This window comes from Saccharothrix sp. CCNWYY140, assembly GCF_037401995.1.
Classification (GTDB): Bacteria; Actinomycetota; Actinomycetes; order Mycobacteriales; family Pseudonocardiaceae; genus Actinosynnema.
In genome coordinates this window covers 18,381-42,247 of record NZ_JBBEGC010000056.1, presented here as the reverse complement: position 1 = coordinate 42,247, position 23,867 = coordinate 18,381, and the positions used below count along the sequence as shown (strand labels likewise).

General features: G+C 71.7%; 23 protein-coding genes. 12 read left to right on the top strand and 11 right to left on the bottom strand.

Going from position 1 to position 23,867, the window contains the following annotated elements:
* Positions 1–131: 131 nt before the first annotated feature.
* Together WBN91_RS23370 and WBN91_RS23365 are read right to left on the bottom strand one after the other, a co-directional pair.
* Complete coding sequence (locus tag WBN91_RS23370; protein ID WP_337726232.1) at positions 132–1,058, bottom strand: pentapeptide repeat-containing protein; 927 nt, start codon at positions 1,056–1,058, stop codon at positions 132–134.
* A 15-nt stretch (positions 1,059–1,073) separates the two neighbouring features.
* Positions 1,074–1,979 (bottom strand): EamA family transporter, encoded by a 906-nt coding sequence (locus WBN91_RS23365; RefSeq protein WP_337726231.1) that lies wholly within the window; start codon positions 1,977–1,979, stop codon positions 1,074–1,076.
* A 73-nt stretch (positions 1,980–2,052) separates the two neighbouring features.
* Between WBN91_RS23365 and WBN91_RS23360 the strand changes: the two genes are divergently transcribed.
* The gene (locus tag WBN91_RS23360; protein WP_337726230.1) at positions 2,053–2,961 is read left to right on the top strand and encodes a LysR family transcriptional regulator; all 909 of its coding nucleotides are present in this window, start codon (positions 2,053–2,055) and stop codon (positions 2,959–2,961) included.
* A 134-nt stretch (positions 2,962–3,095) separates the two neighbouring features.
* On the opposite strand, the gene WBN91_RS23355 is transcribed toward WBN91_RS23360, so the two are convergent.
* On the bottom strand, positions 3,096–3,767 hold the full coding sequence (locus WBN91_RS23355) for a FadR/GntR family transcriptional regulator (RefSeq protein ID WP_121226564.1): 672 nt from the start codon (positions 3,765–3,767) through the stop codon (positions 3,096–3,098).
* A gap of 86 nt (positions 3,768–3,853) precedes the next feature.
* Here WBN91_RS23355 and WBN91_RS23350 point away from each other — a divergent pair, with 86 nt between their 5' ends.
* Positions 3,854–5,110: an MFS transporter gene (locus WBN91_RS23350; protein ID WP_443217780.1), complete on the top strand. Its 1,257-nt coding sequence runs from the start codon at positions 3,854–3,856 to the stop codon at positions 5,108–5,110.
* Positions 5,111–5,165: 55 nt separating this feature from the next.
* On the opposite strand, the gene WBN91_RS23345 is transcribed toward WBN91_RS23350, so the two are convergent.
* Together WBN91_RS23345 and WBN91_RS23340 are read right to left on the bottom strand one after the other, a co-directional pair.
* The gene (locus tag WBN91_RS23345; RefSeq protein WP_337726243.1) at positions 5,166–6,539 is read right to left on the bottom strand and encodes a mycothione reductase; all 1,374 of its coding nucleotides are present in this window, start codon (positions 6,537–6,539) and stop codon (positions 5,166–5,168) included.
* A 42-nt stretch (positions 6,540–6,581) separates the two neighbouring features.
* Positions 6,582–7,109, bottom strand: a complete 528-nt coding sequence (locus tag WBN91_RS23340; RefSeq protein ID WP_337726227.1) for a YbhB/YbcL family Raf kinase inhibitor-like protein — start codon at positions 7,107–7,109, stop codon at positions 6,582–6,584.
* A 164-nt stretch (positions 7,110–7,273) separates the two neighbouring features.
* Between WBN91_RS23340 and WBN91_RS23335 the strand changes: the two genes are divergently transcribed.
* A complete protein-coding gene (locus tag WBN91_RS23335) occupies positions 7,274–8,092 on the top strand; it encodes a polysaccharide deacetylase family protein (protein WP_337726226.1) in 819 nt (272 codons plus the stop codon).
* Between the two features lie 87 nt (positions 8,093–8,179).
* Positions 8,180–8,677: an AMIN-like domain-containing (lipo)protein gene (locus WBN91_RS23330; RefSeq protein ID WP_337726225.1), complete on the top strand. Its 498-nt coding sequence runs from the start codon at positions 8,180–8,182 to the stop codon at positions 8,675–8,677.
* Positions 8,678–8,734: 57 nt separating this feature from the next.
* Here the strand turns inward: WBN91_RS23330 and lon are convergent, their stop codons facing one another.
* Entirely contained in the window at positions 8,735–11,083 is a 2,349-nt protein-coding gene (lon, locus tag WBN91_RS23325; protein ID WP_337726224.1) for an endopeptidase La, read from the bottom strand.
* 141 nt (positions 11,084–11,224) lie between these two features.
* Here lon and WBN91_RS23320 point away from each other — a divergent pair, with 141 nt between their 5' ends.
* Positions 11,225–12,100, top strand: coding sequence for a YwqG family protein (locus tag WBN91_RS23320; RefSeq protein ID WP_337726223.1), 876 nt, complete (start codon positions 11,225–11,227; stop codon positions 12,098–12,100).
* Here the strand turns inward: WBN91_RS23320 and WBN91_RS23315 are convergent.
* Positions 12,081–13,223, bottom strand: a complete 1,143-nt coding sequence (locus tag WBN91_RS23315) for a glycosyltransferase (protein WP_337726222.1) — start codon at positions 13,221–13,223, stop codon at positions 12,081–12,083. The genes WBN91_RS23320 and WBN91_RS23315 overlap by 20 nt on opposite strands.
* A 78-nt stretch (positions 13,224–13,301) precedes the next feature.
* Between WBN91_RS23315 and WBN91_RS23310 the strand changes: the two genes are divergently transcribed.
* Positions 13,302–13,913 (top strand): TetR/AcrR family transcriptional regulator, encoded by a 612-nt coding sequence (locus WBN91_RS23310; RefSeq protein ID WP_337726221.1) that lies wholly within the window; start codon positions 13,302–13,304, stop codon positions 13,911–13,913.
* An 82-nt stretch (positions 13,914–13,995) separates the two neighbouring features.
* On the top strand, positions 13,996–14,802 hold the full coding sequence (locus tag WBN91_RS23305) for an SAM-dependent methyltransferase (RefSeq protein ID WP_337726220.1): 807 nt from the start codon (positions 13,996–13,998) through the stop codon (positions 14,800–14,802).
* Positions 14,803–14,814: 12 nt separating this feature from the next.
* Here the strand turns inward: WBN91_RS23305 and WBN91_RS23300 are convergent, their stop codons facing one another.
* Together WBN91_RS23300 and WBN91_RS23295 are read right to left on the bottom strand one after the other, a co-directional pair.
* A complete protein-coding gene (locus tag WBN91_RS23300) occupies positions 14,815–16,752 on the bottom strand; it encodes a patatin (protein WP_337726219.1) in 1,938 nt (645 codons plus the stop codon).
* A gap of 73 nt (positions 16,753–16,825) precedes the next feature.
* Positions 16,826–17,452: a CatB-related O-acetyltransferase gene (locus WBN91_RS23295; RefSeq protein WP_337726242.1), complete on the bottom strand. Its 627-nt coding sequence runs from the start codon at positions 17,450–17,452 to the stop codon at positions 16,826–16,828.
* A 123-nt stretch (positions 17,453–17,575) separates the two neighbouring features.
* Here WBN91_RS23295 and WBN91_RS23290 point away from each other — a divergent pair, with 123 nt between their 5' ends.
* Entirely contained in the window at positions 17,576–18,154 is a 579-nt protein-coding gene (locus tag WBN91_RS23290) for a TetR/AcrR family transcriptional regulator (RefSeq protein ID WP_337726218.1), read from the top strand.
* Here WBN91_RS23290 and WBN91_RS23285 read toward each other — a convergent pair.
* Positions 18,151–19,080 (bottom strand): MBL fold metallo-hydrolase, encoded by a 930-nt coding sequence (locus WBN91_RS23285; RefSeq protein ID WP_337726217.1) that lies wholly within the window; start codon positions 19,078–19,080, stop codon positions 18,151–18,153. The genes WBN91_RS23290 and WBN91_RS23285 overlap by 4 nt on opposite strands.
* A 92-nt stretch (positions 19,081–19,172) precedes the next feature.
* Here WBN91_RS23285 and WBN91_RS23280 point away from each other — a divergent pair, with 92 nt between their 5' ends.
* On the top strand, positions 19,173–20,114 hold the full coding sequence (locus WBN91_RS23280) for a LysR substrate-binding domain-containing protein (RefSeq protein WP_337726216.1): 942 nt from the start codon (positions 19,173–19,175) through the stop codon (positions 20,112–20,114).
* Positions 20,111–20,950 carry a serine hydrolase gene (locus tag WBN91_RS23275; RefSeq protein WP_337726215.1) on the top strand — a complete coding sequence of 280 codons (840 nt, stop codon included), beginning with the start codon at positions 20,111–20,113 and terminating at the stop codon, positions 20,948–20,950. Before WBN91_RS23280 ends, WBN91_RS23275 begins: the two co-directional genes overlap by 4 nt.
* Before the next feature lie 6 nt (positions 20,951–20,956).
* On the opposite strand, the gene WBN91_RS23270 is transcribed toward WBN91_RS23275, so the two are convergent.
* Positions 20,957–21,889 (bottom strand): alpha/beta hydrolase, encoded by a 933-nt coding sequence (locus WBN91_RS23270; protein WP_337726214.1) that lies wholly within the window; start codon positions 21,887–21,889, stop codon positions 20,957–20,959.
* 70 nt (positions 21,890–21,959) lie between these two features.
* Here WBN91_RS23270 and WBN91_RS23265 point away from each other — a divergent pair, with 70 nt between their 5' ends.
* Positions 21,960–22,982, top strand: a complete 1,023-nt coding sequence (locus WBN91_RS23265) for a M48 family metallopeptidase (RefSeq protein ID WP_337726213.1) — start codon at positions 21,960–21,962, stop codon at positions 22,980–22,982.
* Positions 22,983–23,081: 99 nt separating this feature from the next.
* Positions 23,082–23,831, top strand: a complete 750-nt coding sequence (locus WBN91_RS23260) for a S1 family peptidase (RefSeq protein ID WP_337726212.1) — start codon at positions 23,082–23,084, stop codon at positions 23,829–23,831.
* Positions 23,832–23,867: the final 36 nt, after the last annotated feature.

Genomic DNA, 23,867 nt, shown 5'->3' with positions numbered 1-23,867 from the left:
CCGGGGGGAATGCGCATGCGGTCAGCGCGTCGAATCGCATGGCAGGCGCTCCCCCTTCCCAGCGAGTGGGTGTATTAGGAAAGTACCGGTGGAGGGCTGAGGAATACGTGGCCCGATCGGGGGAAGCGCGGTCACCCGGAGTCGCGGAGAACGGCCCAGCCGGCCTCGTCGGGCGTTTCGGCCCACCCGGCGGGCCACTTCCGGCGCACGTCGCCGACTTTCGTGCGCGCTCCGTCAAGGGCGGCCGTCGTCCGGACGCCGAAGTCGGTCTCCCCTTCGAACCGCGCGCCCCGGAACACCGCCTCGGCGAACACCACCCGCCGGAAGTCCGCCAAGCCCTTGAACCGGGCTTCGCGGAAGTCGGCCACACCGGTGAACTCCGTGCCACGGAACGTCGCCGGCCCCACGAACGTCGTCCCCGTGAAGGACGCCGAGCGCACCCGCGCGTGGGTCAGCGTGAGCTTCACGAGCGTCGCGTGCGACAGGTCGAGGTCGACGCCGTCCCAGAACGAGTCGGGTCGGTCCGGCCGCAGGTGCGCGGCGAGCAGGCCGGTGGCGGTCTGCCGGACCTCCTGCTCCTGGAACTTGCCCGTGTCGCGCGGCCCGATGCGGTCGCGGGTGTCCGGCGGGAGGCTGAACGGCATCCGCAGGTAGGCGCACATGAGGTTGACGATCGTCTGCCGGTGCGCGGGGTTGTCCTGGGCGAGCCGCTCCAGCGCGTACAGGCCGGCCAGCCGCACCGGGGCCTTGTCGCTGCCCAGTTGGTCGGCGGCCTTGCCGTACAGCTCGGTGACGCGCCGCTCGGTGGCGTCGTGGTCCTTCTGCGCGAGGTCCAGTTCGGTGGACCGCTGGCGGCGGGCGGTCAGCAGCAGCGCCGCCGCGCCGCCCGCGCCGAGGACGATGCTGGACGCGGTGCGGATCACGTCCAGCCGCACCCCGTCCCGCGCGTCACCGGACCCCAGCGTCACCAGCAGCACCACCACGGCCGCGCTCGCCAGGACGACCAGCCCGACGCCCCAGGCGGTGATCGTCCTGGCCGACAGCACCCGGTGCTCCACGCACCCAGTCCATCGTCACCCGGTGCGAGCGTCAATCACCTCTCTGTGCACAACCAGCGGCAGTGGCTTGGTCCACCGGATGGTCGTGGCCGCCATGCCCGCGATCACCAGGGCGGCGGCCCCGACCCGCAGCGGCGACACGGCCTCGTCCAGCAGCAGCCAGCCGGAGAACATGCCGGCCACCGGCACCAGCAGGGCGAACGGCACCACGGTCGAGGCGTCGTACTCGCGCAGCAGGAAGCCCCACACGCCGAACCCGAACAGCGTCGAGATCCACGCGATGAACAGCAGGGCGCCCACCCCGGTCCAGCTCAAGTTGCTCAGCGCGGCCACCCCGGCGGCCGGTCCCTCGAACACCAGCGACAGCACGAGCAGCGGCAGCACGGCGACGGCGCTGACCCACACGATGAAGTTCAGCGCGTCCGGCGGCTTGGCGTAGCGGGTGGCGACGTTGGACAGCCCCCAGGCCAGCGCGCCCAGCACCACCAGCAGCAACGCGGAGATCGGGCTGCCGACGCCGTAGTCCAGCGCGATGAGCGTGATCCCGACCGCGGCCACCGCCATGCCCGCGATCTGCACCGGACGCGGCCGTTCGCGCAGCAGCACGGCGGCGAAGACGACGGTGAAGATGACCTGGCTCTGCAACACCAGCGACGACAACCCGGCGGGCATCCCCGCGCCCATCCCGAGGAACAGCAGGCCGAACTTGGCCACCCCGAGCAGGAACGCGACCGCGAGCACCCACTTCCACGCCACCTTCGGCCGGCCGACGAGCCACACCGCGGGCACGGCGGCGGCGAGGAAGCGCAGCGCGGAGAACAGCAGCGGGGGGAACTCGGCGAGACCGACCTTGATGATGACGAAGTTGACGCCCCAGATGCTGGTGATCAGGACCGCCAGGGCGGCGTGGCGAGGTTTCACGCGATCGAGTCTTCGCACACCGACCGTTTAGCACCAGCGAATACTGCTAAGGCTTTTGGTTTAGGATCGCTACATGCTCGATCTCGGCAGACTCCGCGCCCTGCACGCGGTGGCCACGCACGGCTCCGTGGGCGCCGCCGCCACCGCCCTGGGCTACACGCCCTCGGCGGTGTCCCAGCAGATCGCCAAGCTGGAACGCGAGACCCGCACCACGCTGCTGGAACGGCGTGGTCGGGGCGTCGCGCTGACCGACGCCGCCTACCTCCTCGCCACGACGGCCGGGCAGGTGCTCAAGCTGGTCGAGGAAGCCGAGGTGACGCTGGAGGAGCAGCGCGGGGCGGCGGTGGGCGAGCTGCGCATCGGCTCGTTCGCCACGGCCGCGCGTGGTCTGCTCCCGGCGGCCCTGGTGGCGCTGGCCCGCGACCACCCGGCGCTGGACGTGCGGCTGGTGGAGTTGGATCCGCCGGAGGGCTTGGAGGCGGTGGCGCGCGGCGAGCTGGACATGGCCGTGACGCACGACTGGGTCAACGCCCCGCTGGCCGTGCCGGACGCGGTGTCCCGGGTGCAGCTGGGGGAGGACGTCGCCGACGTGCTGCTGCCGGTGTCGCACCCGTTGGCGGCGCGCGAGGTCGTGGTGCCCGAGGACCTGGCCGGGGAGCGGTGGATCTGCCAGCCGGAGGGCACCATCTGCCACGACTGGCTGGTCAACACCTTCCGCGGCGCGGGCATGGAACCCGACCTCGCCTACCGGATCGCCGAGTACGAGACGCAGCTGGCGTTGCTGGCCAAGGGCATCGGGGTCGCGCTGCTGCCCCGGCTCGGGCGCGGCGAGCTGCCCGCCGGGGTGCGGGCGGTGCCGTTCACGCCGACGCCGACGCGGCGGGTGTTCGCGGTGTGGCGCACGCAGGCCACCCGGAGGCCCGCCGTGGCCGCGACCCTGGCGGCCCTGCACGGCTGTTGGAGTGAACGTTCGACCGCTTAAGTAACAATCGGGCAAACCCTTGTTGCGGGGAGGGTCCTGCCGACGACCCTGGTTGCGGGGCGCTCGAAGACCATCACCCAGGGGACCTCCCAAGGATTCATCCGCCGCCGTGGGAGGTCCCCGCCTCCCTGTCTTCAGTCCTTGTGGCGTTCCAGCAACTCCTCCAGGAACCCGCCCGCCTCCGCAGCCGCGCGCGCCGGGTCCCGGTCGCGGACCGCGTCCAGCAGACCGGTGTGGGACACGTGGTCGTCCTCGTGGTCGGTCTCGACGGTGGCCGTGATGCTCGCCCGGACCGCCTCGGTCAGCCCCTGGTAGAGCTGGTACAGCAGGTTGTTGTGCGAGCTCTGCACGAGCAGCAGGTGGAAGGCGGCGTCGCGCTCGACCAGGCGGTCCCAGTCCTTGGCGGCCAGCGCGGCGTCCCGCTCGGCCAGCAGCGCCTCCAGGCGGGTCAGCTCCTCGTCGGTGCGCTCGGTCGCGGCCAGTCGAGCCCCCTCGACCTCCAGCGTCCGCCGCACCTGGAGCACCTCGCGCAGTTCGCTGCCGCACAGCCGGCGCACCGCGCCGGACAGTTCGCTGGTGGCGCGCACGAAGGTGCCGTCACCCTGTCTGACCTCCAGCAGCCCCGCGTGCGACAGCGCGCGCACCGCCTCCCGCACGGTGTTGCGCCCCACGCCGAGCGCGTTGACCAGTTCGGGTTCCGGCGGGATGCGCCGGCCCACCGGCCATTCACCGCCGGCGATCGCGCCCCGCATCTGGTCGATCACCTGGTCGACGAGTCCGGCCCGCCGGGTAGTGGCCAACGGCACAGCGTCGTCCTTTCATCCGAACATCCCATGTCTGCGATAGTAGTCCGGTGACGATCCAGCAGACCCAGCCAGACCGGACACCGTCGATGGTTCACATTGCCACTGATGCCAGTGCCAACGCGACGATCGCGGCCCATCCTTCTGGCTCGGCCGCCGGGTCGGTGGCAGCGAACCGCCAAGTTGCCCTGGTCGGCAGCACCCTGTTGGCGATCGGCGTAGCGCTGGCAGCCGCCAACCTGCGGCCGGCCGTCACCAGCTTGGCCTCCGTGCTCGGCGACGTGCGCGGGTCGCTCGGCGTCTCCACCGCGTGGGCGTCTTTGCTCACGGCCGTGCCGACGCTGTGCTTCGGCTTCGCGGCCTTCCTCGCGCCTTGGCTGGGGCGTCGGCTGGGCATGGCGCGGGCGGTGGGTTTGTCGCTGCTGGTGCTGACCGCCGGTCTGGTGCTGCGGGTCGTCGACGGTCCTGCGGCGGTGCTGGGCGGCACGTTCATCGCGTGCGCCGGGATCGCCGTGTGCAACGTCCTGATCCCCGTGGTGGTCAGGGACTCCTTCCCCGGTCGGGTCGGCCTGATCACCGGCGTCTACACCGCGGCCCTCGCCGCCGGCGCCGCTATCGGTGCCGCTTTCACCCCCGGCCTGGAGTCGTGGCTGGGCTCGTGGCGACTCGCGGTGGGCGCTTGGGCGTTCCTGTCCGCGGCGGCTTTGCTGGTCTGGCTGGCCGGCGCCCGCCACGGCGTTGCTCTCCGCACTTCTTCTCCGCGCCACGCTGCGGTGCGCAGGTCGTTGGTCCGCAGCCCGCTGGCCTGGGTGATCACCGTCTTCTTCGGCTTGCAGTCCCTGCTGGCCTACACCGTCATGGGTTGGCTGCCGCAGATCCTGGGCGACGCCGGCGTGGACCGGACGACGGCGGGCCTGCTGCTGGCGATCACGATGGTCCTGGGCGTTCCGGTGAGCTTGATCGTCCCGCCGCTGGCGGCCCGTCGTCCCAGCCAGTCGGGTCTGGTGCTGGGCCTGGGCGTGCTGTCGATGGCGGGTGTCGCGGGCCTGGCCCTGGCGCCCGCGGCGGCTCCGGGGCTGTGGGTCGTGCTGGTCGGCCTGGGCATGGGCATGTTCCCGCTGGCCCTGGTGATGATCTCGCTCCGCACGTCCTCGACCGCCGACACGGCTCGGCTGTCCGCGATGGCCCAGTCGATCGGCTACCTGATCTCGGCGGCCGGCCCGTTCGCGTTCGGCCTCCTGCGCGGCGTGACCGGCACGTGGACCGTCTCCATGCTGCTCTTGGCCGCCCTGCTGGCCCTGCTGACTGCTCTGGGCTGGATCGCGGGCCGTCCGCGCACGGTGTGACCGGAACGACGAAGGGGCGAGGACCGCGTGGTCCTCGCCCCTTCGTCGTCGGCCGTCAGTCCAGCGGCAGGTTGAGCAGGGCGTTCTCGATCACCTCGGGCATCGCCGGGTGGATCCAGTACTGGCCGCGGGCCATCGTGCGGGCGTCCAAGCCGAAGCTCATCGCCTGGATGATCGGCTGGATCACCGTCGACGCCTGCGGGCCGATGATGTGCGCGCCCAGGATCTGGCCGGTCGACGGGTCGGCCAGGACCTTGGCGAAGCCGGTCGTGTCCTCCATCGCCCAGCCGTAGGCGATCGACGCGTAGGCCTGGGACGCCGCCACGTACCGGATGCCCTTCGCGCCCGCCTGTTCCTCGGTCAACCCCACCGAAGCGATCTGCGGGGACGAGAACACCGCCGCCGGCACGAACCGGTGGTCGGAGGCCTTCAGATCCGACGGGTTGAGCAGGTTGTGCTGCACGACCCTTGCCTCGTGGTTGGCCACGTGCTTGAGCTGGTACTCCGAGCTGATGTCGCCCAGCGCGAAGATGCCCTCGACCGAGGTCCGCTGGTGCTCGTCCACCACGATCCGGCCGTCCGGGTGCAGCTCGACGCCGGTCGCGGCCAGGTCCAGCAGGTCCGAGTTCGGGCGGCGGCCCACCGCGACCAGCAACTCGTCCGACACGACGACCTCGGCGCCGTCGGGGCCCTCCAGGTGCAGGCGGACCTCGCCGGAGACCCGTTCCGCCCGCACGGCCTTGCGGCCCAGCCGGACGTCCCACTTCTGCGCCGCCAGGGACGTGAACCGCGTGGCGATCTCCGCGTCCTCGTGGCGCAGCAACAGGTCCGAGCGCGCGATCACGGTCACCTCGACGCCGAACGACGAGAACACGTGCGCGAACTCCGCCGCCACGAAACCCGACCCGAGGATGGTCAGCCGCCGCGGCAGCTCGTCCAACCGCATGACCGTGTCACTGGTGTGGTAGCCGACCGACGCCAGGTCCGCGACGTCCGGCACCACCGGGCGGGAGCCGGCCGCGATCACGAAACGGTCCGCCGTGATCACCTCGCCGGTGCCGGTGTCCAGCGTCTTCGGCCCGACGAACCGCGCCGTCCCCGCGTACACGGTGACGTTGGCGTTCTCCTCCGCCCGCCACCGCCTGCCGCCCTCGGCGATGGGGTCGATGCGGCCGAAGATCCGGTCCCGCACGTCGGTCCAGCGGACGCCGTCCAGGGACAGGTCCACGCCCAGGCGGCCACCGGAAGCGGGCGAAGCCGCCACGTCGGCGGTGTGCACGAACATCTTCGTGGGGATGCACCCGACGTTCAGGCACGTGCCGCCGAACACCCCCTTCTCGACGATCGCGATGTCCCAGTCCGCGAATCGCTCGTCCGCGATGGAGTTGCCGGAACCGGTGCCGATGATGACCAGGTCGAAGTGCCTCACGTCGTGCTGCAACCCACGACGCGAGGCACTCATTCCCGCACCTCAGGCGGCGTAGGTCGAGACGAGGACGGCCCGCGCCAGCGTGTGGAACGCCAGGTTGAAGCTCACCACCGCGGGCGACGAGTCCGGCGTCACGTCCAGCGCCTCCACGTCCACCGCGTGCACCACGAAGTAGTACCGGTGCGCGCGGTCGCCGGGCGGCGGCGCGGCGCCGCCGAACGAGCGGGTGCCGTAGTCGTTGCGCACGTGGAACGCGTCACCGGGCAGGCTGTCGTCGGACGCGCCCGCGCCGGTGTCCAGCTTGGTCGTCGACACCGGCAGGTTCACCGCCACCCAGTGCCAGAAGCCCGACGGCGTCGGCGCGTCCGGGTCGAAGCAGGTGACGACGAAGCTCTTGGTCTCCGCCGGGAACCCCGACCAGCTCAGCTGGGGCGAGGTGTCGCCCTCGGCGTACACGTGCGCGTCGGGCAGGGTCTCGCCGTCGCGCACGTCGGTCGAGGTCACCTCGAACGACGCCACGGCCGGGAGCAACGAGTAGGGGTCGGGAGCGACGGGGCGCTCAAGGCTCATCTGGGGGTCCTCCGCACAAACGTTCTGCTCGACCCCGCCGACCCTATCGTTCCGGTGAACATTGGTTGCGAAACCATCACCGCGCAACCCGAGGAGCGCTCGGAGCGTCTCCAATACCAGGGGCCGCCGCGCCGGCGGTGGATCTGCACGGGGGGACTCCAGCAATGCGAAGAATCGGCGTGGCGGTCGCCGCTGCCCTGGCCGCCGTCACCGTGGCGTGCGCACCGGAGCCGAAGGCGCTGCCCGCGCCGACGACGACGACCACCACGAGCACCGCGGTGACCACGACCACCCCGCCCACGGCGGTGCCCGGTCCGGGCGGCACGACGGTGCCGGTGTTCCAACACCCCTACAAGTACGGCACCCCGCAGGCGAAGGTCCCTGCGAGTCAGGACGGGTTGCTGCCGGTGGTCCGGCGCATCCAGACCGACAAGCCATACGTGTTCATCACCATCGACGACGGTGCGGTGCGGCACCCGGCGGCGCTGGAGCTGATGAAGTCGTCGCAGACCCGGCCGTCGCTGTTCCTCAACACCAAGCACGTGGTCGAGCAGCCCGCGTTCTTCAAGGCGTTCCAGGACGACGCGAAGGCCGCCGTCCACTCCCACACCGCGAACCACCCGAACCTCATGGGCAAGGGCTACGAGTTCCAGAAGCAGGAGATCTGCGGCAACGCCGACTACCTCCAGCAGCAGACCGGGGTGCGGCCGACGCTGTTCCGCCCGCCGTTCGGCAACCACGACGCCACCACCCGCAAGGCGGCCACCGACTGCGGCTTCAAGGCGCTGGTCATGTGGACGGCGGCGGTCAACGACGGTGTCGTGCAGTTCCAGGCGGGCAACAAGCTCGTGCCGGGCGACATCGTCCTCATGCACTTCCGGCACACGTTCGTCGAGGACTTCCTGGCGTTCCTGGAGCACTGCAAGGCCCACGGCCTGACGCCGGTGCCGCTGGAGGACTTCCTGTCCACGACGCAGCCCTGAACGGCGCAACCGTGTGACCTGTGACACGTCCTTCAAGGTGACGCACCCGGCAGTCAGCCGGGGGTTCCGCCCGAGGAGGGCAGCCCCATGATCAGGCACCTGAGCAGTCGCTTCCGCACATTCGCCGTGCTCGTCCTGGCGGTGCTCGCCGTGGGCGCCGCCGTGCCCGCGGCGGCAACCACGACCCCCGTCGTCCCGGAGCTGACCAACATCCGGGTGGGCGCGCACGACACGTTCGACAGAGTCGTGCTTGACCTGAACGGGTCACGCCCGGAGTTCTTCATCCGGTGTGTCGACCAGCTCTACTACGACGGCAGCGGCCTGCCGGTGTCGATGCCGGGCAGCACCTTCCTGGAGGTGCGGTCCTTCCCGGCCGCCGCGCACGACGAGTGGGGCAACCCGACCTACACCGGGCCTCGGCAGTTCACCACGCCGTCCCTGAGCAACGTGCAAGCCGTGGCGATCACGGGTGACTACGAGGGCAACCTCACCATCGGCCTGGGGATGCGCCAGGAGACCTGGCACCGCGTGTTCCTGCTGAGCAGCCCGACCCGTCTGGTCATCGACGTCGGTGCCGCCCACTGACGTCCCGCGAAGGCAAGGGGGTCCCGTCCGTCCGGGACCCCCTTGCCGCCTGTCGGCTCACGCCGCGACCGCGACGGCTTCCTGCTCCAGCGCCAGGTCCAGCACCTCGCGCACGTCGGCCACCAGGTGCACGGTCAGCGCCTCCCGCACCGACTCGGGCACGTCGTCCAGGTCGGGCTCGTTGCGCTGCGGCAGCAGGACCGTCGTGATGCCCGCCCGGTGCGCCGCGAGCAGCTTCTGCTTCACGCCGCCGATCGGCAGCACCCGGCCGGTCAGCGACACCTCGCCGGTCATGGCCACGTCCGACCGGACCGGTCGTCCGGACAGCAGCGAGGCCAGCGCCGTCGTCATCGTGACGCCCGCAGAAGGACCGTCCTTCGGCACCGCGCCCGCCGGCACGTGGATGTGGACCCCGCGCTCGGCCAGCGCCGCCGCCCGCTCGTCGTGCGACTTCAAGTAGGACAACGCGATCTGCGCGGACTCCTTCATCACCTCGCCCAGCTGCCCGGTCAGCGTGACACCCGGCGCGCCGGTGCCCTCCGAGGCCAGGGACGCCTCCACGAACAGGACGTCACCGCCCGCGCCCGTGACCGCCAGCCCCGTCGCCACACCGGGGACCGACGTCCGCTCCGCCGACTCCGGCGTGAACTTCGGCGAACCCAGGTAGCCCTTCAGGTCCGGCACGTCGACGCGCACCGGCAGCACCGCCTCGTCCAGCGCCGCCCGCGCGGTGACCTTGCGCAGGACCCTCGCCAGCGACCGCTCCAGTTGCCGCACGCCGGCTTCCCGCGTGTACTCGCCGGCCAGCTTGCGCAGGGCGTCCTCGGTGACCGCGACGTCCTCGGTGGTCAGACCGGCGCGCTCGACCTGCCGGGGCAGCAGGTGGTCGCGGGCGATGGTGACCTTCTCGTCCTCGGTGTAGCCGTCCAACCGCACCAGTTCCATGCGGTCCAGCAGCGGACCGGGGATGGACTCCAGGACGTTGGCGGTGGCCAGGAACACCACGTCCGACAGGTCCAGCTCCACCTCCAGGTAGTGGTCCCGGAAGGTGTGGTTCTGGGCCGGGTCCAGGACTTCGAGCAGGGCCGCGGTCGGGTCGCCGCGGTAGTCCGCGCCGACCTTGTCGATCTCGTCGAGCAGCACGACCGGGTTCATCGAGCCGGCCTCGGCGATCGCGCGGACGATCCGGCCGGGCAGCGCGCCGACGTAGGTGCGCCGGTGGCCGCGGATCTCCGCCTCGTCCCGGACGCCGCCCAGGGCGACCCGGACGAACTTGCGGCCCATCGCCTTCGCGACCGACTCGCCCAGCGACGTCTTGCCCACACCGGGCGGACCGACCAGGGCGAGCACCGCACCGCTGCGCCGACCGCCGACGACACCGAGGCCGCGATCGGCCCTACGCCGCCGCACCGCCAGGTACTCGGTGATGCGCTCCTTCACGTCGTCCAGGCCCGCGTGGTCGGCGTCGAGCACCGCCCGCGCGCCCGCGATGTCGTAGGTCTCCTCGGTGCGCTCGTTCCACGGCAGTTCGAGCACGGTGTCCAGCCACGTCCGGATCCAGCCCGTCTCGGGGGACTGGTCGGAGGTGCGCTCCAGCTTGTCCACTTCGGACAGTGCCGCCTTGCGGACGTGCTCGGGCAGGTCGGCGCCCTCGACGCGGGCCCGGTAGTCCTGCTCCTCGGTGGCGGGCTTGCCGTCCAGCTCGGCCAGTTCCTTGCGGATCGCGGCGAGCTGTTGGCGCAGCAGGAACTCGCGCTGCTGCTTCTCCACGCCCTCCTTGACGTCCTTGCGGATCGTCTCGGCCACGTCCAGTTCGGTCAGGTGCTCGCGACCCCACTCCAGCAGCTTCTCCAGCCGCTCGGCGACGTCGCTGGTCTCCAGCAGCCAGATCTTCTGCTCGTCGGACAGGTAGGAGGCGTAGCCGGCGAGGTCGGCCAGCGCGGACGGCTCGTCCACCTGCTGCACCGAGTCCACGACCTGCCACGCGCCGCGCTGCTGGAGGATGGTGGTGACCAGCGCGCGGTACTCGCGGGCCAGCTCGCGGGTGCGGTCGTGGACGGGCGGCTCGTCGGCCACCGTCGCCTCGACCCACAGCGCCGCACCCGGCCCGGTCGTGCCGGTCCCGATCCGCACCCGGTCCGTGCCGCGCACGACCGCCGCGCGCTCCCCGCCCGACAACCGCCCGACCTGCTCCACGACGGCCAGCGTGCCGACCTTCGCGTACTTCCCGTCCAGCCGCGGCACCAGCAGCACCCGTGCTTCCCCACCCGCGGCGGAGGCGGCTTCGACGGCGGCACGCGCCTCGGCCGCGGCGTCCGAGCCGGTCAGCCGGATCGGGACGACCATGCCGGGCAGCACGACCACGTCGTCCAGCGGCAGCACCGGAAGCGCCAACGTCTCGCCCATGTCGATCCTCCAAAGTTGAGTCTGATGGGCTCAACCAACATGAGCGCGGGATTGTTTCCCCGTGGCGTTCGCTCTGAGCGATGGGGCCGGCACCGCGAAAACCCGCCTCCCGGTCAACGTTCCTCGCACAGAATCCGTGCCATGCCCACCCGCGAAGCCCGCCTGGCGACCGTCGCCCGCCGCCACCTGCCGCCGGCCGTGGCCGAGCGGTGGACCTCCCTCATCCGTCCCGGCGTCCGGCTGCGGGTCCGGGACGGCGGCCGGCAGGTCGGTCACCTCGGCGGTGAGCCGCTGCTGCCCGCCGACGTGGCCTGGCCCGAGTGGGAGGGCGAGGGGTCGCTGAACTTCGTGGCGTCGATCGACTGCGGACGCCTGCCCGCGAACAGCGTGGACATCGCGCTGCCGGACAGCGGCACGCTGCTGTTCTTCTACTACGACCCCGAGTCCGCCTACCTCGACAACACCCCGCACCGGCCGCCCACAGTCGGCGCCTGGGACCCGGAAACCCAAGCGGGCGCACGGGTCCTGTACGTGCCGGCCGACGCCGAAGTCGTCGAACACGACACCCCGCTCGACATCGAGCCCTACGACTACGCGCCCCTGGTCGCGACCGTGGAGGCCACCGGCCCGGACTGGTACCACCCGGAGTTCCGCGCGCTGTGCCGTGACCTGTCGGAGGACGACCTCGACTTCCTGGACGACCACCGCAACGGCAACGACTTCGCCCGCGCGTTGAGGAGCCTGAGGTCCCACCCGTCGCACCAGGTGGGCGGGCACGCCCTCCCGATCCAGAACCCGGCCGAGACGGACGTCGCCCAGAGCGAGCTGGGTCCGGGCGTGGCGTGGGAGAGCGTGGTGGAGGAAGCACGGCGCTGGACGCTGCTCGCCCAGATCGACAGCGACCAGGAGGCCGACCTGCGCTGGGGCGACGTGGGCACCCTGTACTGGCTCATCCGCCCGGAAGACCTGGCGGCGCGGGACTTCGGGGCGGCGCGGTTCACCTGGCAGTGCGGCTGACCAGGCCTTCGAGCAGGACCGCGGCGTGGTCGGGTCCGGGGAGCGCGGCCAGTTCGTCACGCAGGCGTTCGGCGGACAAGCGGTACGCGGGGTCGCCGAGCACCTCGGCCACCGTGGCGCGAACCTCGGCAGGGGTGGCCGTGACCGGGTCCAGCGCGCGGCCGACGCCCAGCGCAGTGCAGCGCTCGGCGTTCATCGGCTGGTCGGCTCCCATCGGGGTCAGCACCATCGGTTTGCCGTGCGCCAGCGCCCCGACGACCGTGCCCGAACCGCCGTGCGACACGACCAGGGCGCAGTCCGCGAGCACCTCGTCCTGCGGCACGTACCGGGCGATCCGGACGTGGTCGGGCTGCGGGCCGAACTCGGCGGGGTCGACATGCCGTCCCACGGTCATGAGCACGCGGACGGGCAGGTCGCGCAGCCCGGCGAGCACGCGCTCGAACAAGTCGCCGGACTCCAGGGCGAATTCGGTGCCGAGCGTGAAGTAGACCAGCGGGCGGTCGTGCGGTCGCGGTGTGGCGGGGTCGGGCAGCGGTGGGCGAAAAGCGTGCTCGGTGCCGGACAGCCACGCGTCGGGCGCGCGGAAGGACGGTGGGAACGGTGAGAGCCGCAGGTGCCTGCCGAGCATCGTGAGGTCCGGGTCCTCGGGCAGGCCGAGGTCGGCGCGGATCTCCCGCAGCGGCTCGCCCACGACGTCCGGTCGGATCTGCACGCCCGCCGCCGTCACCAGCACGCTCGCCTGCGGCAGGCCGGCCTCTTCGGCGACGAGCATGGTCGCGAAGTCGAACTCGTCGCACACCAGCAAGTCCGGCCGCCACTCCGACACCAGCGCTCGCACCAGCGGCAACCGCGTCCGCGTCCCGCGCCGGGTGAAGCCCTCGCGCACCTCCTCCTCGGACCGCTGGACGTCGGGCACGAGCAGCGGTCCCCTGGTCGCGGGCGCGTCGTCGGGTGGTGCGGAACCCAGTTGGTGGAAGGGGAATCCGGCGGCCTCGACCAGGCCGCGCAACGATCCGGACGTCGCCCAGAGCACTTCGTGCCCGCGATCGGCGACAGCCCGGGAGACGGGCAGCAACGGGTTGAGGTGGCCTGGACCGCCGATGCAGGTGAACAGCACGCGCATGGCATCAGACTTCCATCCCCGCAGCCACTTCGGATGTAGTACTTTGGTCGCAGTGGTGCGACGTGCGGAGGTGTGTCGATGGTGCGGCGCAATCCCGAGCGGCGGGCGGCGTTGCTCGACGCCGCGATAGAGGTCCTCGCCCGGGAAGGGGCGCGGGGACTCACGTTCCGGGCCGTCGACCAGCAGGCCGAGGTGCCGGCGGGCACGGCGTCGAACTACTTCGCCAACCGGGACGACCTCCTCAAGCAGGCCGGTGAGCGGGTCTACGAGCGGCTGGTGGACGAGGACGTCCTCGCCGGCGGGATGGCGGGCACGCACGACCGCGCCCGCGTCACCGAGCTGATGCACGAGCTGGTGGACCGGGTGGCCGCCTTCCCCACCGGGTTCCTGGCCCTGCTGGAACTGCGCCTGGAAGCCACCCGCCGCCCGGAGCTGCGCGCGGTCCTGACCAGCCGCATACGCGCGGACGTGGAGTTCAACGTGGACTACCACGACAAGACCGGGCTGCCCGGCGACGGCACGATGGTCGTCCTGCTCTGGTTGGCGCTCAACTGGCTGATCATGGAACGCCTGCTGCTGCCCGACCTTTTCACCGAACAGCAGCGCCACGAGCTGGTGACCGCCCTGGTGGAGCGGTTGCTGGACGGCCAACCCGACGAGCCGGTGCACCCGTTCCGGGCCGGCGACTGAGCGCGGTGTAACCCGTTCAGGGGTTGTGGGCGGTTTGTCCCTCCGCGACGATCACGCGCGTCGAAGCGGTGGAGGGAATGGCATGGAGCAGGCTAGCTGGGTCCCGGCGTCGGTGGACCTGGACCGCCCGAGCGCGGCCCGGATGTACGACTACTTCCTGGGCGGGTCGCACAACTTCGCGGTCGACCGCGAGGCCGCGCAGTCGGTGGAGCGGATCTACCCCGGCATGGCCGGCGCCGCCCGCGCCAACCGGTCGTTCCTGCGCCGCGCCGTGCGGTTCCTGGTGGAGCAGGGCGTGGACCAGTTCCTCGACCTGGGCTCCGGCATCCCGACCGTGGGCAACGTGCACGAGATCGCCCAGCAGGCCAACCCGGCGGCCCGCGTGCTCTACGTCGACGTCGAGCCGGTCGCGGTCGCGCACAGCAACGCCCTGCTGGCGCGCAACCCGGGCGCGACGGCCGTGCAGTCCGACCTGCGCGACGTGGACGTGGTCCTCAAGGCCGCCCGGGACGTGCTGGACTTCGACCGGCCCATCGCGGTGCTGATGGTGGCGGTGCTGCACTTCGTGCCGGACTCGGACGAGCCGGGCGCGGCGGTGGCCCGCTACCGCGAAGCCCTGCCGGCCGGCAGCTGGCTCGCCCTGTCGCACGGCAGCCTGGAGGGAGTCCCCCGCGACACGCTCCCGGACACCGAGCGCATCAAGGCGATCTACCGCCGCACCGACAGCCCGCTGGCGCTGCGCTCGCACGAGGAGATCGCGGCGTTCTTCACCGGGTTCGACGTGGTCGAGCCGGGCGTCGTGGCGCTGCCGGACTGGCGGCCGGACTCCGACGACGCCTTCATCAGCGCGTTCGTCGGTGTCGGCCGCAAGCCCGTTCCGCAGGCGTGAGGCGCGGGTCCGCTATTCGGGAGGTGTGAGGCGCAGGTCCGGGTCCACCGGCGGTTCGCCGTCGAACGGACCCGGCGGCAGTCCCGCCAGGCCGTCCAGGGTGAGGACGACGTCGGTGCCGTGCGGGTCCACCCCGGACGGCGGCGTCTCGAACCACTCGTGCAGGTCCGGCGGGACCGGGTAGTCGTCGGCGAGGTCCCGGTAGAGGCCGGCGCGCTGCTTGGCCTGCGCGGACAGCTGCTGGTACTCGCGCATGGCCAGCCGCATCCGGATCCACCGGTAGCGGTCGGTCTTCTCGGCGTCGTCGGCGGTGAACCGGTCACGCAGCAGCGTGCCCGCGAGCCGGCCGCGTTCGGCGAGGGTCAGGATCGTCCCGGGCGTCATGAACAGGTTCGTGCCGCCCTCGCCGTCGGCCAGGCGGATGTGCGCGATGCGGCCCCGGTAGCCGGGCAACGCGGACTGCATGGTGTCGCGCCAGTCCAGCATGGTGTCCAGGATCGCGGTGGCGAACTGGAGGGGCCGGGTGACCTCCCGGTAGGGCGTGCCGGTGGTGGACGCGTCCTGCTCGGGCAGCCACACCGGGTCGGCGCCGTCCCGGAACGGGCCGAGCGTCAGGCCGAACGTGGGCCAGCGCGGCAGCATGCTGTCGAAGAAGTGGATGGGGAAGTTGCTGGTGATGCCGCCGTCGGAGAACCAGTGCACGCGCGGCTCCGGTTCGGCGCGGCACAGCGGGACGGCCGCGATCAGTCCCGGCATCGGCATGCTCATCCGCACGGCCAGCGCCACCGGGAGGTCCTGGGGGAGCGTGCGCAGGGTTTCGTCCTTGTGCAACGGGCAGGCGTGCTGGGTTTCCGCGCCCTTGAGTGCGTCGGTGATCCGTTGCGGCACAACGGTGTTCAGGCACCGGGTGCAGTACAGCCAGGCGGCGGCGGGCTCGGTGAACGGCAGGCGGTAGGGGCGGCCCTCGGACAGGTCGGTCGTCATCAGGACCAAGGTGGTGTTCAGGTCCGAGAACCTCAGGTTCGGGGTGCCGGACAGGTCGTCCAGGCGGTCGGCGAACCAGTCGCTCATCGGCGGCACGCCAGTGGAGCGGGGGACGCCGCAGCGCCGGTCCCAGAAGTTCGCGGTGAACTCGCCCGTGCCCGGGACCAGTCCGAAGTGGATGGTCCGCGCCTTGTCGGCCAGGAACCGCCGGGCGCCCAGGAAGTAGGTGACGCCCACCGCGCTGGCGAAGGCGAAGCCGAGCACCATCCACCAGGCGGTCGCGGTGGCGGCGGAGGCGAGGCTGGGGGCGGTCCAGCGCGTGGCCAGGTAGACGGGGACGAGCGGCAGCGCGAACAACAGCGCCGTGCCCAGCCTCCTGATCCAGGTGAGAGCGCCGGGTTTGCGCGCCCTGCGCCGGGGACGGACCCGGACCAGGACACTGGGCACCACGACCAGCACGGTGGCGATGACGGCGACCAGCACCCAGGTCGGCGTGCCGCCCCAGTCCAGGGCGAGGAACCACGCCATCGGCCCGACCAGCCACAGCGCGAGCACCAGTCCCAGGGCGAGCTTGGCCCGGAAGCCGATGGCCCCGAGCAGGGCGAGGACCAGGCACGTGGTGGCGCTGCGGCCGGTGGTGTCGCGGGACTGCATGGAGGCGGCGACGATCCGGTAGAGCTTGCGGGTGTGCTCGCTGGGCTGGAAGAGCTGGGCCAGCCGCCAGTCCGGCCCGGCGAACCAGCGGATCACCTCCTCCAACTTGCCGAACCCACCCTGCTCCCGCCCCTTCTCGGCGGCAGCGGTGAAGGCAGCGGCGATGGCCCCGGCAGAAGCCCCACCCAACGACCGGAACCGGTAGTGCCTCGCCAGCTCGACGACGGCCCACGGGTACACGACCCCACTGGCCGCGCCACCCCGCATGGTGACGTCGCAGTACTGGTTGAACTCGTCGCGGTCATCGCTCACGGGCGACCTCCTCGGTGCACGCCCCATGATCGCGCCACCGGGCCGGGATCGTCGCTAGACCAACAGGCTCGTGTCAAAAGTCCTTCAGCAGGCCGTGGTCGCGGGCGATCGCCTCGATCTCCGCCGGGGTGCCGGACATGATGGTGCGCACGTGTTCGGTCACCAGGGCGATCGGCCAGTCCCACCACGCGGCGCGCAGCAGGCGGTCCACGTCGTCGGGGCTGTAGCGCTGTTTCACGGGCTTCGCAGGGTTGCCGCCGACCACCGTGTACGGCGGCACGTCGGACGTCACGACCGACCCGGACGCGATGATCGCCCCGTCGCCGATGCGCACGCCCGGCATGACGAGCGTGTTGTAGCCGAACCACACGTCGTTGCCCACCACGGTGTCGCCGCGCGAGGCCATGTCGGTGACCAGGTCCAGCGTGTCGGTCTGCCAGGTGCCGCCGAACATGGTGAACGGGAACGTCGAGACGCCCGTGGTCAGGTGGTTGCCGCCGGCCATGATGAAGCGGGTCCCGGTCGCCAGGGCGCAGAACTTCCCGATGACCAGCCGTTCGGTCCCGTACGCGTACAGCACGTTCCGCGTCTGGAACTCCGCCGCGTGCTCCGGGTCGTCGTAGTAGGTGTACTCGCCGACTTCGATGGTCGGTGCGTCGACCAGCGGCTTGAGCAGCACGACCCTGGGGTGGGCGGGCATCGGGTGGACGGTGGTCGGGTCGGGGATGAACGTCAAAGCGGCTCCTTATCGCAACTCGGGTTGCGTTAAGCATGCCTCACGGCGGACCACAAAAGCAACACCAGTTGCGTTTAGGATCGGCGCATGACCAGACCAGGGGGACGTTCCGCCCGCGTCCGCGAAGCCGTCCTCGCCGCCACCTACGCCGAGCTGGTCGAGCACGGCTACCTGGGTCTGACGGTGGAGAACGTCGCCACCCGCGCCGGCGTGCACAAGACCACCGTCTACCGCCGCTGGGCCACGATCGACGTCCTCATCGCCGACGCCCTCGACCAGGCCCGCGCCACCGACTGGCCGATCCCCGACACCGGCACCCTCGAAGGCGACCTGATCGCCATCGCCGACGAGGTCGTGCAAGCCTTCACCGACCCCGCCCAACGCGCCGTGCCCGAGGCGATCGTCACCGCCGCCCTGCACTCCGAACGCGCCCGCGAGGCCAAAAAGGACTTCTACACCGCCCGCCACGCCCAAGCCGCCGAGGTCGTGACCCGCGCCGTCGCGCGCGGAGAGTTGCCCGAGGACACCGACCCGGTCGAACTCGTCCGCCTCACCTGCGCCCCGCTGTACTACCGGATCTTCATCACCGGCGAACCCCTCGACCACGACACCGCCCGCCGGTCGGTCCGAGCGGCACTGGCTGCCGCACGGGCCGGGGTCGTCTAAAGCTCGTACCAGCGCAGGATCTCCGGGTCGAGGACGCGGGTCGCCAGGCCGATGCGCTTCGCCGTCTCCGCCAGTTCCGCCGCCGCGCCGGGGTTGCCGAGTGGAGGCAGGGCGGGGTCGTCGAGTTGGGTCACCATGTCGTCGTGGTGGCTGGGTACAACCACGCGGGGGCGGGTCGCGCGGAGGGCGCGGGCTGTGTAGTCGAAGACGTTGGCGTGGCCGCTCATCGCCAGCACGAGCACGTCCGGGCGCAAGCCGGCGATCTCGCGCTCGACGAAGTTCGCCGCGCCGGACAGGAACAGCACCGAGAATCCGCCGACGTCCACCAGGTACGCCAGGGTCCCGCCCTCCACCAGGTCCGCGATGGTCTCCGGGCGACTCGGCACGCCGGTCAGGGTGCCGGGGGCGAAGGTGCTGTAGTCCTTGAAGACCGAGTGCAGGCTGCGGAACACCTGCACGGTGAAGCCGTGGAAGTCCAGGTGCTCCCCGCCGCCGGCGAGGGTCACGTTCGCCGTCGGAACTCCTTGTGCCAGCAGGAGGTTGCGGTGCGTCTCGGTTCCGATCACGCGGGAACCGTGCTTCTGCACCAGGTACGGCGCCTCCAGCATGTGGTCGTAGTGCCCGTGCGTCACCAGCACCAGTTCGGGCTTCTCGGCGAGGTGCCGGTCCACGAGGTCCGTCCGCACGCGCAGCGGGTAGTCCTCGATGAACTTCCCCGCGGGGTCGAACACCGGCAGCCGGGTCAGGTACGGGTCGATCACCACGCGGCGGCCGGCGAAGGTCAGCTCCCAGCCGGCGACGCCGAGCCAGCGCATCCGCACCCCGCTGCGGCCCTCGGCGAACGCCGGAACCGCCGAAGCCGCACCCGCCAACGCCGTGCCGGCCAGCGCCGCTGCCGACCCGACCAACACCTGTCGTCTGTTCAAGCACATGACCCCAGGACAGCAGCGCCCCGCCGCACGTGTCCAAGTCCAATATCGCGCGGACAACAATATGCGAACCGCTATCATCCCTGCTCGTGGACCTGCTGCGGCACCTCCGGTACTTCCTCGTGGTCGCCGAGGAGTTGCACTTCGGGCGTGCCGCAGTCCGCCTGCACATGTCCCAGCCGCCGCTGTCGCAGAGCATCCAGCGGCTGGAACGCGAGCTGGGCGTCCGCCTGTTCGACCGGGACGCCCGCCGGGTCGCCCTCACCGACGCCGGCCGCCAGTTGCTGCCCGAGGCGCGGGACGTGCTCGCGGGCGAAGACCGGTTGCGCGGCCTGGCCGAGCGGTTTCGGCGGGGTGAGGCGGGGGCGTTGCGCGCGGGTGTGCCGCCGGACCTCGGTGGGCGGGCGGTCGCCGCGTTGCTCCCAGCGTTCCGCAGGCGCAGTCCGGTCGAGCTGAAGCTGCGCGAGATCGGCACCGCCGAGCAACTGCGCGCCCTGGCGGACCGCACCCTGGACGTGGGCGTGCTGCGGCTGCCGTTCGACGTGTCGTGGCTGAGTCTGGGCGAGGTGCTGACCAGCCCGTTGGGCGTGCTGCTGCGCCCCGATCACCCGCTGGCCGCCGCGCCCGACGTGCGGCTGGCCGACCTGAACGGGCTGGGCCTGGTGCTGTTCCCGCGTGCCGCCGCGCCCGCGTTGCACGACGAAGTCCTCACCACCTGCGCCCGGCACGGGTACACGCCGGCCGAGGTGCACCAGGCGGGCACCGCGGAGTTCGCGCTGGGCCTGGTGCTCGCGGGCGGCGCGGTGGCGTTGCACGACGGCGTGTCGCCGCCCGCCGACGTGGTCTGGCGACCCTTGCGCGGCACATCGCTGCTGTGGCGGACCGCCCCCGCGTGGCCACGCGGCAGGCGCACTCCGGCGGTCACCGCGTTCGCCGACGCCGTCGCCGAAGTCCTGGTGGCACAAGGCATGCGCCCCGCCGAGGGCACGCTCCCGCGCTACCCGCGCCCGGCCGCGGAGTACCTGTCGTGAGCGCCGCCCGCATCCGTGCCGCGTTCGCCGACGCCGGTGTCACCGGCCGGCTGCACGCCGTCGACCTGGCCGACCCGACCCGTCAGGTGGCCGTCGGCGCGGACGAACCCGTGGTGTTGGCGAGCGTCTTCAAGCTGCCGCTGCTGGTCGCCCTGTACCGCAGCGGGATCGACCTCACCCGGCGCGTCACCCTCGACCCCGGCGACCGCAGCACCGGCCCGACCGGCATCGGCGGCTTGCTCGACCCCGTCACGATGTCCTTGCGGGACTTGGCTTTCCTGGCCATCACGGTGTCCGACAACGCCGCCGCCGACGCGCTCGTGGACGTCGTCGGCCTGGACGAGGTCAACCGCGTGCTCCGGGACCTGGGCTTGAAAAAGACCTCGATCGTGCACCGCGCCCGGGACTTCATGCGCTCCCTGGCCGAGGACGCCGCCCCCGCCGAACTGCCCGCCGCGCTCACCGACCCGGTCGTCCTGTCCCGCCTGCGCGCCCTCGACCCGGCCCGCACCAACCGCAGCACCGCCCGCGAGATGACGACCCTGCTCGCACACGTCTTCGCCGAGGAGACCCACGAGCCGATCCGCCGCGCGATGGGCCTCCAGGTGTGGCCGCACCGGCTGGCGTCCGGCTTCCCGTTCGACGACGTCCGGGTCGCGGGCAAGACCGGCACCCTGCCGACCGTGCGCAACGAGGTCGGCGTCGTTTCCTACCCCGACGGCGGCCGGTACGCGGTGGCGGTGTTCACGCGCAGCGCGAGCACCGCCTTCACCCTGCCCGCGGCGGACGCGGTGATCGGCACGGCGGCCCGTCTGGCGGTCGAGCACCTGCGCTGACCACGATCAGATCGAGTCCAGGAACTCGTCGATCTCCGCCAACGCCCGGTTGCGCACGGGTTCCGCCGACAGGAACAGGTCGTGCAAGCCGTTCTCCACCTGCACCACCGTCACCTGACGGCCGATCTTGGGCGCCCACCGCTGCATGTGCTCGACGTCCAGCACGGTGTCCGCGCCCATCGCCTCCTGCGTCCACGACCGCGCGTGCAGGTGGCTGCGTGCGGACCGCAGCAGGAGCACGGGAACGGAGACGTCCAAACCGCGGTGCACCAAGGCGTGTCCACGGCGGATCGCGCGCAGCCAGCCCGCCAGCACCGGGAACGCCTCGATCGGCTTCCACGTCGTGTCGAAGTCCCACTCGCCGTGGTGGTCGGCGTGGATGCTCTGCCCGTACACCGGGCCCAAGCCCTTCTTCAGCACCAGCTTCGGCGCGATCCGCCCGACCCCGCGGATCAGCGCCGTGCCGACCGTCCGCGTGAGCCACGGCTCGGCCAGGTCCAGCCACGGGCTGTTGAGCACCAGCGCGTCGAACAGCCCGTCCGACCGCCGCTCGTGCGCCCACAGGGACGTGATCAGCCCGCCCGTGGAGTGCCCCATCACGACCAGGTGCCGGTGCCCGTCCTCCTCGCGGACCACCCGCACCGCCGCGTCGACCTCCTCGAAGTGCTCCGCGAGGTCGGTCACGAAGTTCGCCGTCTGCCCCGCCTTCAGGGAACGGCCGTACGCGCGCAGGTCCAGCGCGTAGAAGTCGAAGCCGCGCGCGGTGAAGTGCTCGGCCACGTGCTTCTGGAAGAAGTAGTCGGCGAAGCCGTGCACGTAGAGCACCGCGCCGCGGGTCGCCTGCTGCGCGCGGCGGCGGACCAGGGTGGCGTTGAGGTCCCCGCCGCCCAGGGGCAGCGTCCGGGTCTCGTAGTCGGTGCCTAGCACGTCTGCGTTCACCGCGTCAGTGTGCATCGGGAATCACCGTTTCGGGGAGATGACAATGCCCACCCGTGGCACTGTGGACGGCATGAGCGAGGAGATCGAGCGGTCGAGTTCGCGCGTGCGGTTCCCCGGCATCAGCCCGCGGGCGTACGAGCACCCGGCCGACCGGGGGGCGTTGGCGGTCTTGCGCGCGGTGCCGGGCATCGGACCGGTGTTGCAGGCGGTGGCGGGGGCGTTCACCGAGCGCGGTGAGCGGTTGTTGTACGTGGCGTCGGCGATCCGGGTCGGGCCGCGCCAGTACCCGATGATCGACGGCCTGCGGCAGGAGGCCGCCGCGGCGCTGGACCTCGACCCGGTCCCCGAGGTCTTCATCGAGCGCAACCCGGACCCGCAGGCGATGACGCTGGGCATCGACAAGCCGTTCATCGTGCTGACCACGGGCCTGGTCGAGCTGCTGGACACCGAGGGCCTGCGGTTCGCGATCGGCCACGAGATGGGGCACGTCCTGTCCGGCCACGCCCTGTACCGCACGATCCTGTTCCGGCTCATGCAGCTCCAGAACAGCCTCGGCTGGATGCCCGCGGGCTACTGGGCGGTCCGCGCGGTGATCGCCGCGCTCACCGAGTGGTACCGCAAGACCGAGCTGAGCTGCGACCGCGCCGGCCTGCTGGTCGGCCAGGACCCGGCCGCCGCGCTGCGCGTGCACGTGGCGATGGCGGGCGGCATGGACGTCTCGCAGGTCGACACCGCCGAGTTCCTCAAGCAGGCCAAGGAGTACGAGCAGGTCGAGGACGTGCGCGACAGCGTCCTCAAGCTGGCCAACACCTGGCGGCGGACCCACCCGATGGCCGTCGTGCGCGCCGCCGAGCTCCAGCGGTGGGCGGCCGGCGAGGAGTACCGCGAGATCCTCACCGGCGCCTACCCGCGCCGCGAGGACGACCGCCCGACCTCGTCGTTCACCGAGGACGTCAAGAACGCGGCCCGCTCCTACAAGGAGTCCGCCGCCCGCTCGGAGGACCCGCTGCTCAAGGTGCTCAACGAGGTCGGCGAGGTGCTGGCGGGCGCGGCGGGCAAGGTCCGCTCGAAGTTCGGCGGCTCCGACGACTAACTCGAACGTGTGACAGCCGCGCCACTCCGCCGATTGGCGTAGCGGTCTCGCCCGTCCTGGCTAGCCTTTGCGGGAGATCTCTCGATCAGAGGAGGCCTCGTGCGGCTGGGCGTGTTGGTTGCGGTGTTGGCGGTGCTCTTCGGCGGGTCGGCGGCGGCGGACCCCAGAGTCGTGGGCGGGGAACGGGTGCGCATCGCCGACCACCCGTGGGTCGTCTACATCGCGGACGCGAGCGGCAACCAGTTCTGCGGCGGCACGATCGTCGGGCCGCGCAAGGTCGTCACGGCGGCGCACTGCGTGTCCGGGCGACCCACCCGCAACACCAGGGTGGTCACCGGCCGCGAGGACAAGCAGAGTTCGGCGGGCAAGGTGGTCCGGGTCGCGAAGATCTGGGTGCACCCGGACTACGTGAGCGCGGACCAGGGCGAGGACGTGGCGGTCCTGACCCTGCGCGACGCGGTGACCGCCCAGCCCGCCGACCTGGCCACGGCCGGCCCGCTGTACGCGCCGGGCACGGCGGCGTTCGGGCTGGGCTGGGGCCGCACCGGCGAGCAGGCCCCGGCCTCGCGCTACCTGATGGGCGTGACCCTGCCGGTGGTCTCCGACGACGACTGCAAGAACGCGTACCTCCAGTACGACAAGGAGGCGATGGTCTGCGCCGGCTACGACGAAGGCGGCAAGGACACCTGCCAGGGCGACTCCGGCGGCCCGCTCGTGGTCGGCGGCACCTTGATCGGCGTCACGTCGTGGGGCGAGGGCTGCGCTCGGGCGGGCAAGTACGGCATCTACACCCGCATCGCCACCTACCGTGACGTCCTGGTGGAGCAGATCGCGGCGACGAGCGAATAATCCACACGTCCAGGTCACCCCGGTTGTGGGTCGCGG

Bases quoted from the DNA above. Each gene is read 5' to 3' on its own strand.
- WBN91_RS23305 (WP_337726220.1), top strand. From the start codon at position 13,996: ATGGAGCAGGCTAGCTGGGTCCCGGCGTCGGTGGACCTGGACCGCCCG.
- lon (WP_337726224.1), bottom strand. From the start codon at position 11,083: ATGGGCGAGACGTTGGCGCTTCCGGTGCTGCCGCTGGACGACGTGGTC.
- WBN91_RS23265 (WP_337726213.1), top strand. From the start codon at position 21,960: ATGAGCGAGGAGATCGAGCGGTCGAGTTCGCGCGTGCGGTTCCCCGGC.
- WBN91_RS23310 (WP_337726221.1), top strand. From the start codon at position 13,302: ATGGTGCGGCGCAATCCCGAGCGGCGGGCGGCGTTGCTCGACGCCGCG.
- WBN91_RS23340 (WP_337726227.1), bottom strand. From the start codon at position 7,109: ATGAGCCTTGAGCGCCCCGTCGCTCCCGACCCCTACTCGTTGCTCCCG.
- WBN91_RS23315 (WP_337726222.1), bottom strand. From the start codon at position 13,223: ATGCGCGTGCTGTTCACCTGCATCGGCGGTCCAGGCCACCTCAACCCG.
- WBN91_RS23360 (WP_337726230.1), top strand. From the start codon at position 2,053: ATGCTCGATCTCGGCAGACTCCGCGCCCTGCACGCGGTGGCCACGCAC.
- WBN91_RS23295 (WP_337726242.1), bottom strand. From the start codon at position 17,452: ATGCCCGCCCACCCCAGGGTCGTGCTGCTCAAGCCGCTGGTCGACGCA.
- WBN91_RS23290 (WP_337726218.1), top strand. From the start codon at position 17,576: ATGACCAGACCAGGGGGACGTTCCGCCCGCGTCCGCGAAGCCGTCCTC.
- WBN91_RS23320 (WP_337726223.1), top strand. From the start codon at position 11,225: ATGCCCACCCGCGAAGCCCGCCTGGCGACCGTCGCCCGCCGCCACCTG.
- WBN91_RS23335 (WP_337726226.1), top strand. From the start codon at position 7,274: ATGCGAAGAATCGGCGTGGCGGTCGCCGCTGCCCTGGCCGCCGTCACC.
- WBN91_RS23330 (WP_337726225.1), top strand. From the start codon at position 8,180: ATGATCAGGCACCTGAGCAGTCGCTTCCGCACATTCGCCGTGCTCGTC.
- WBN91_RS23350 (WP_443217780.1), top strand. From the start codon at position 3,854: ATGGTTCACATTGCCACTGATGCCAGTGCCAACGCGACGATCGCGGCC.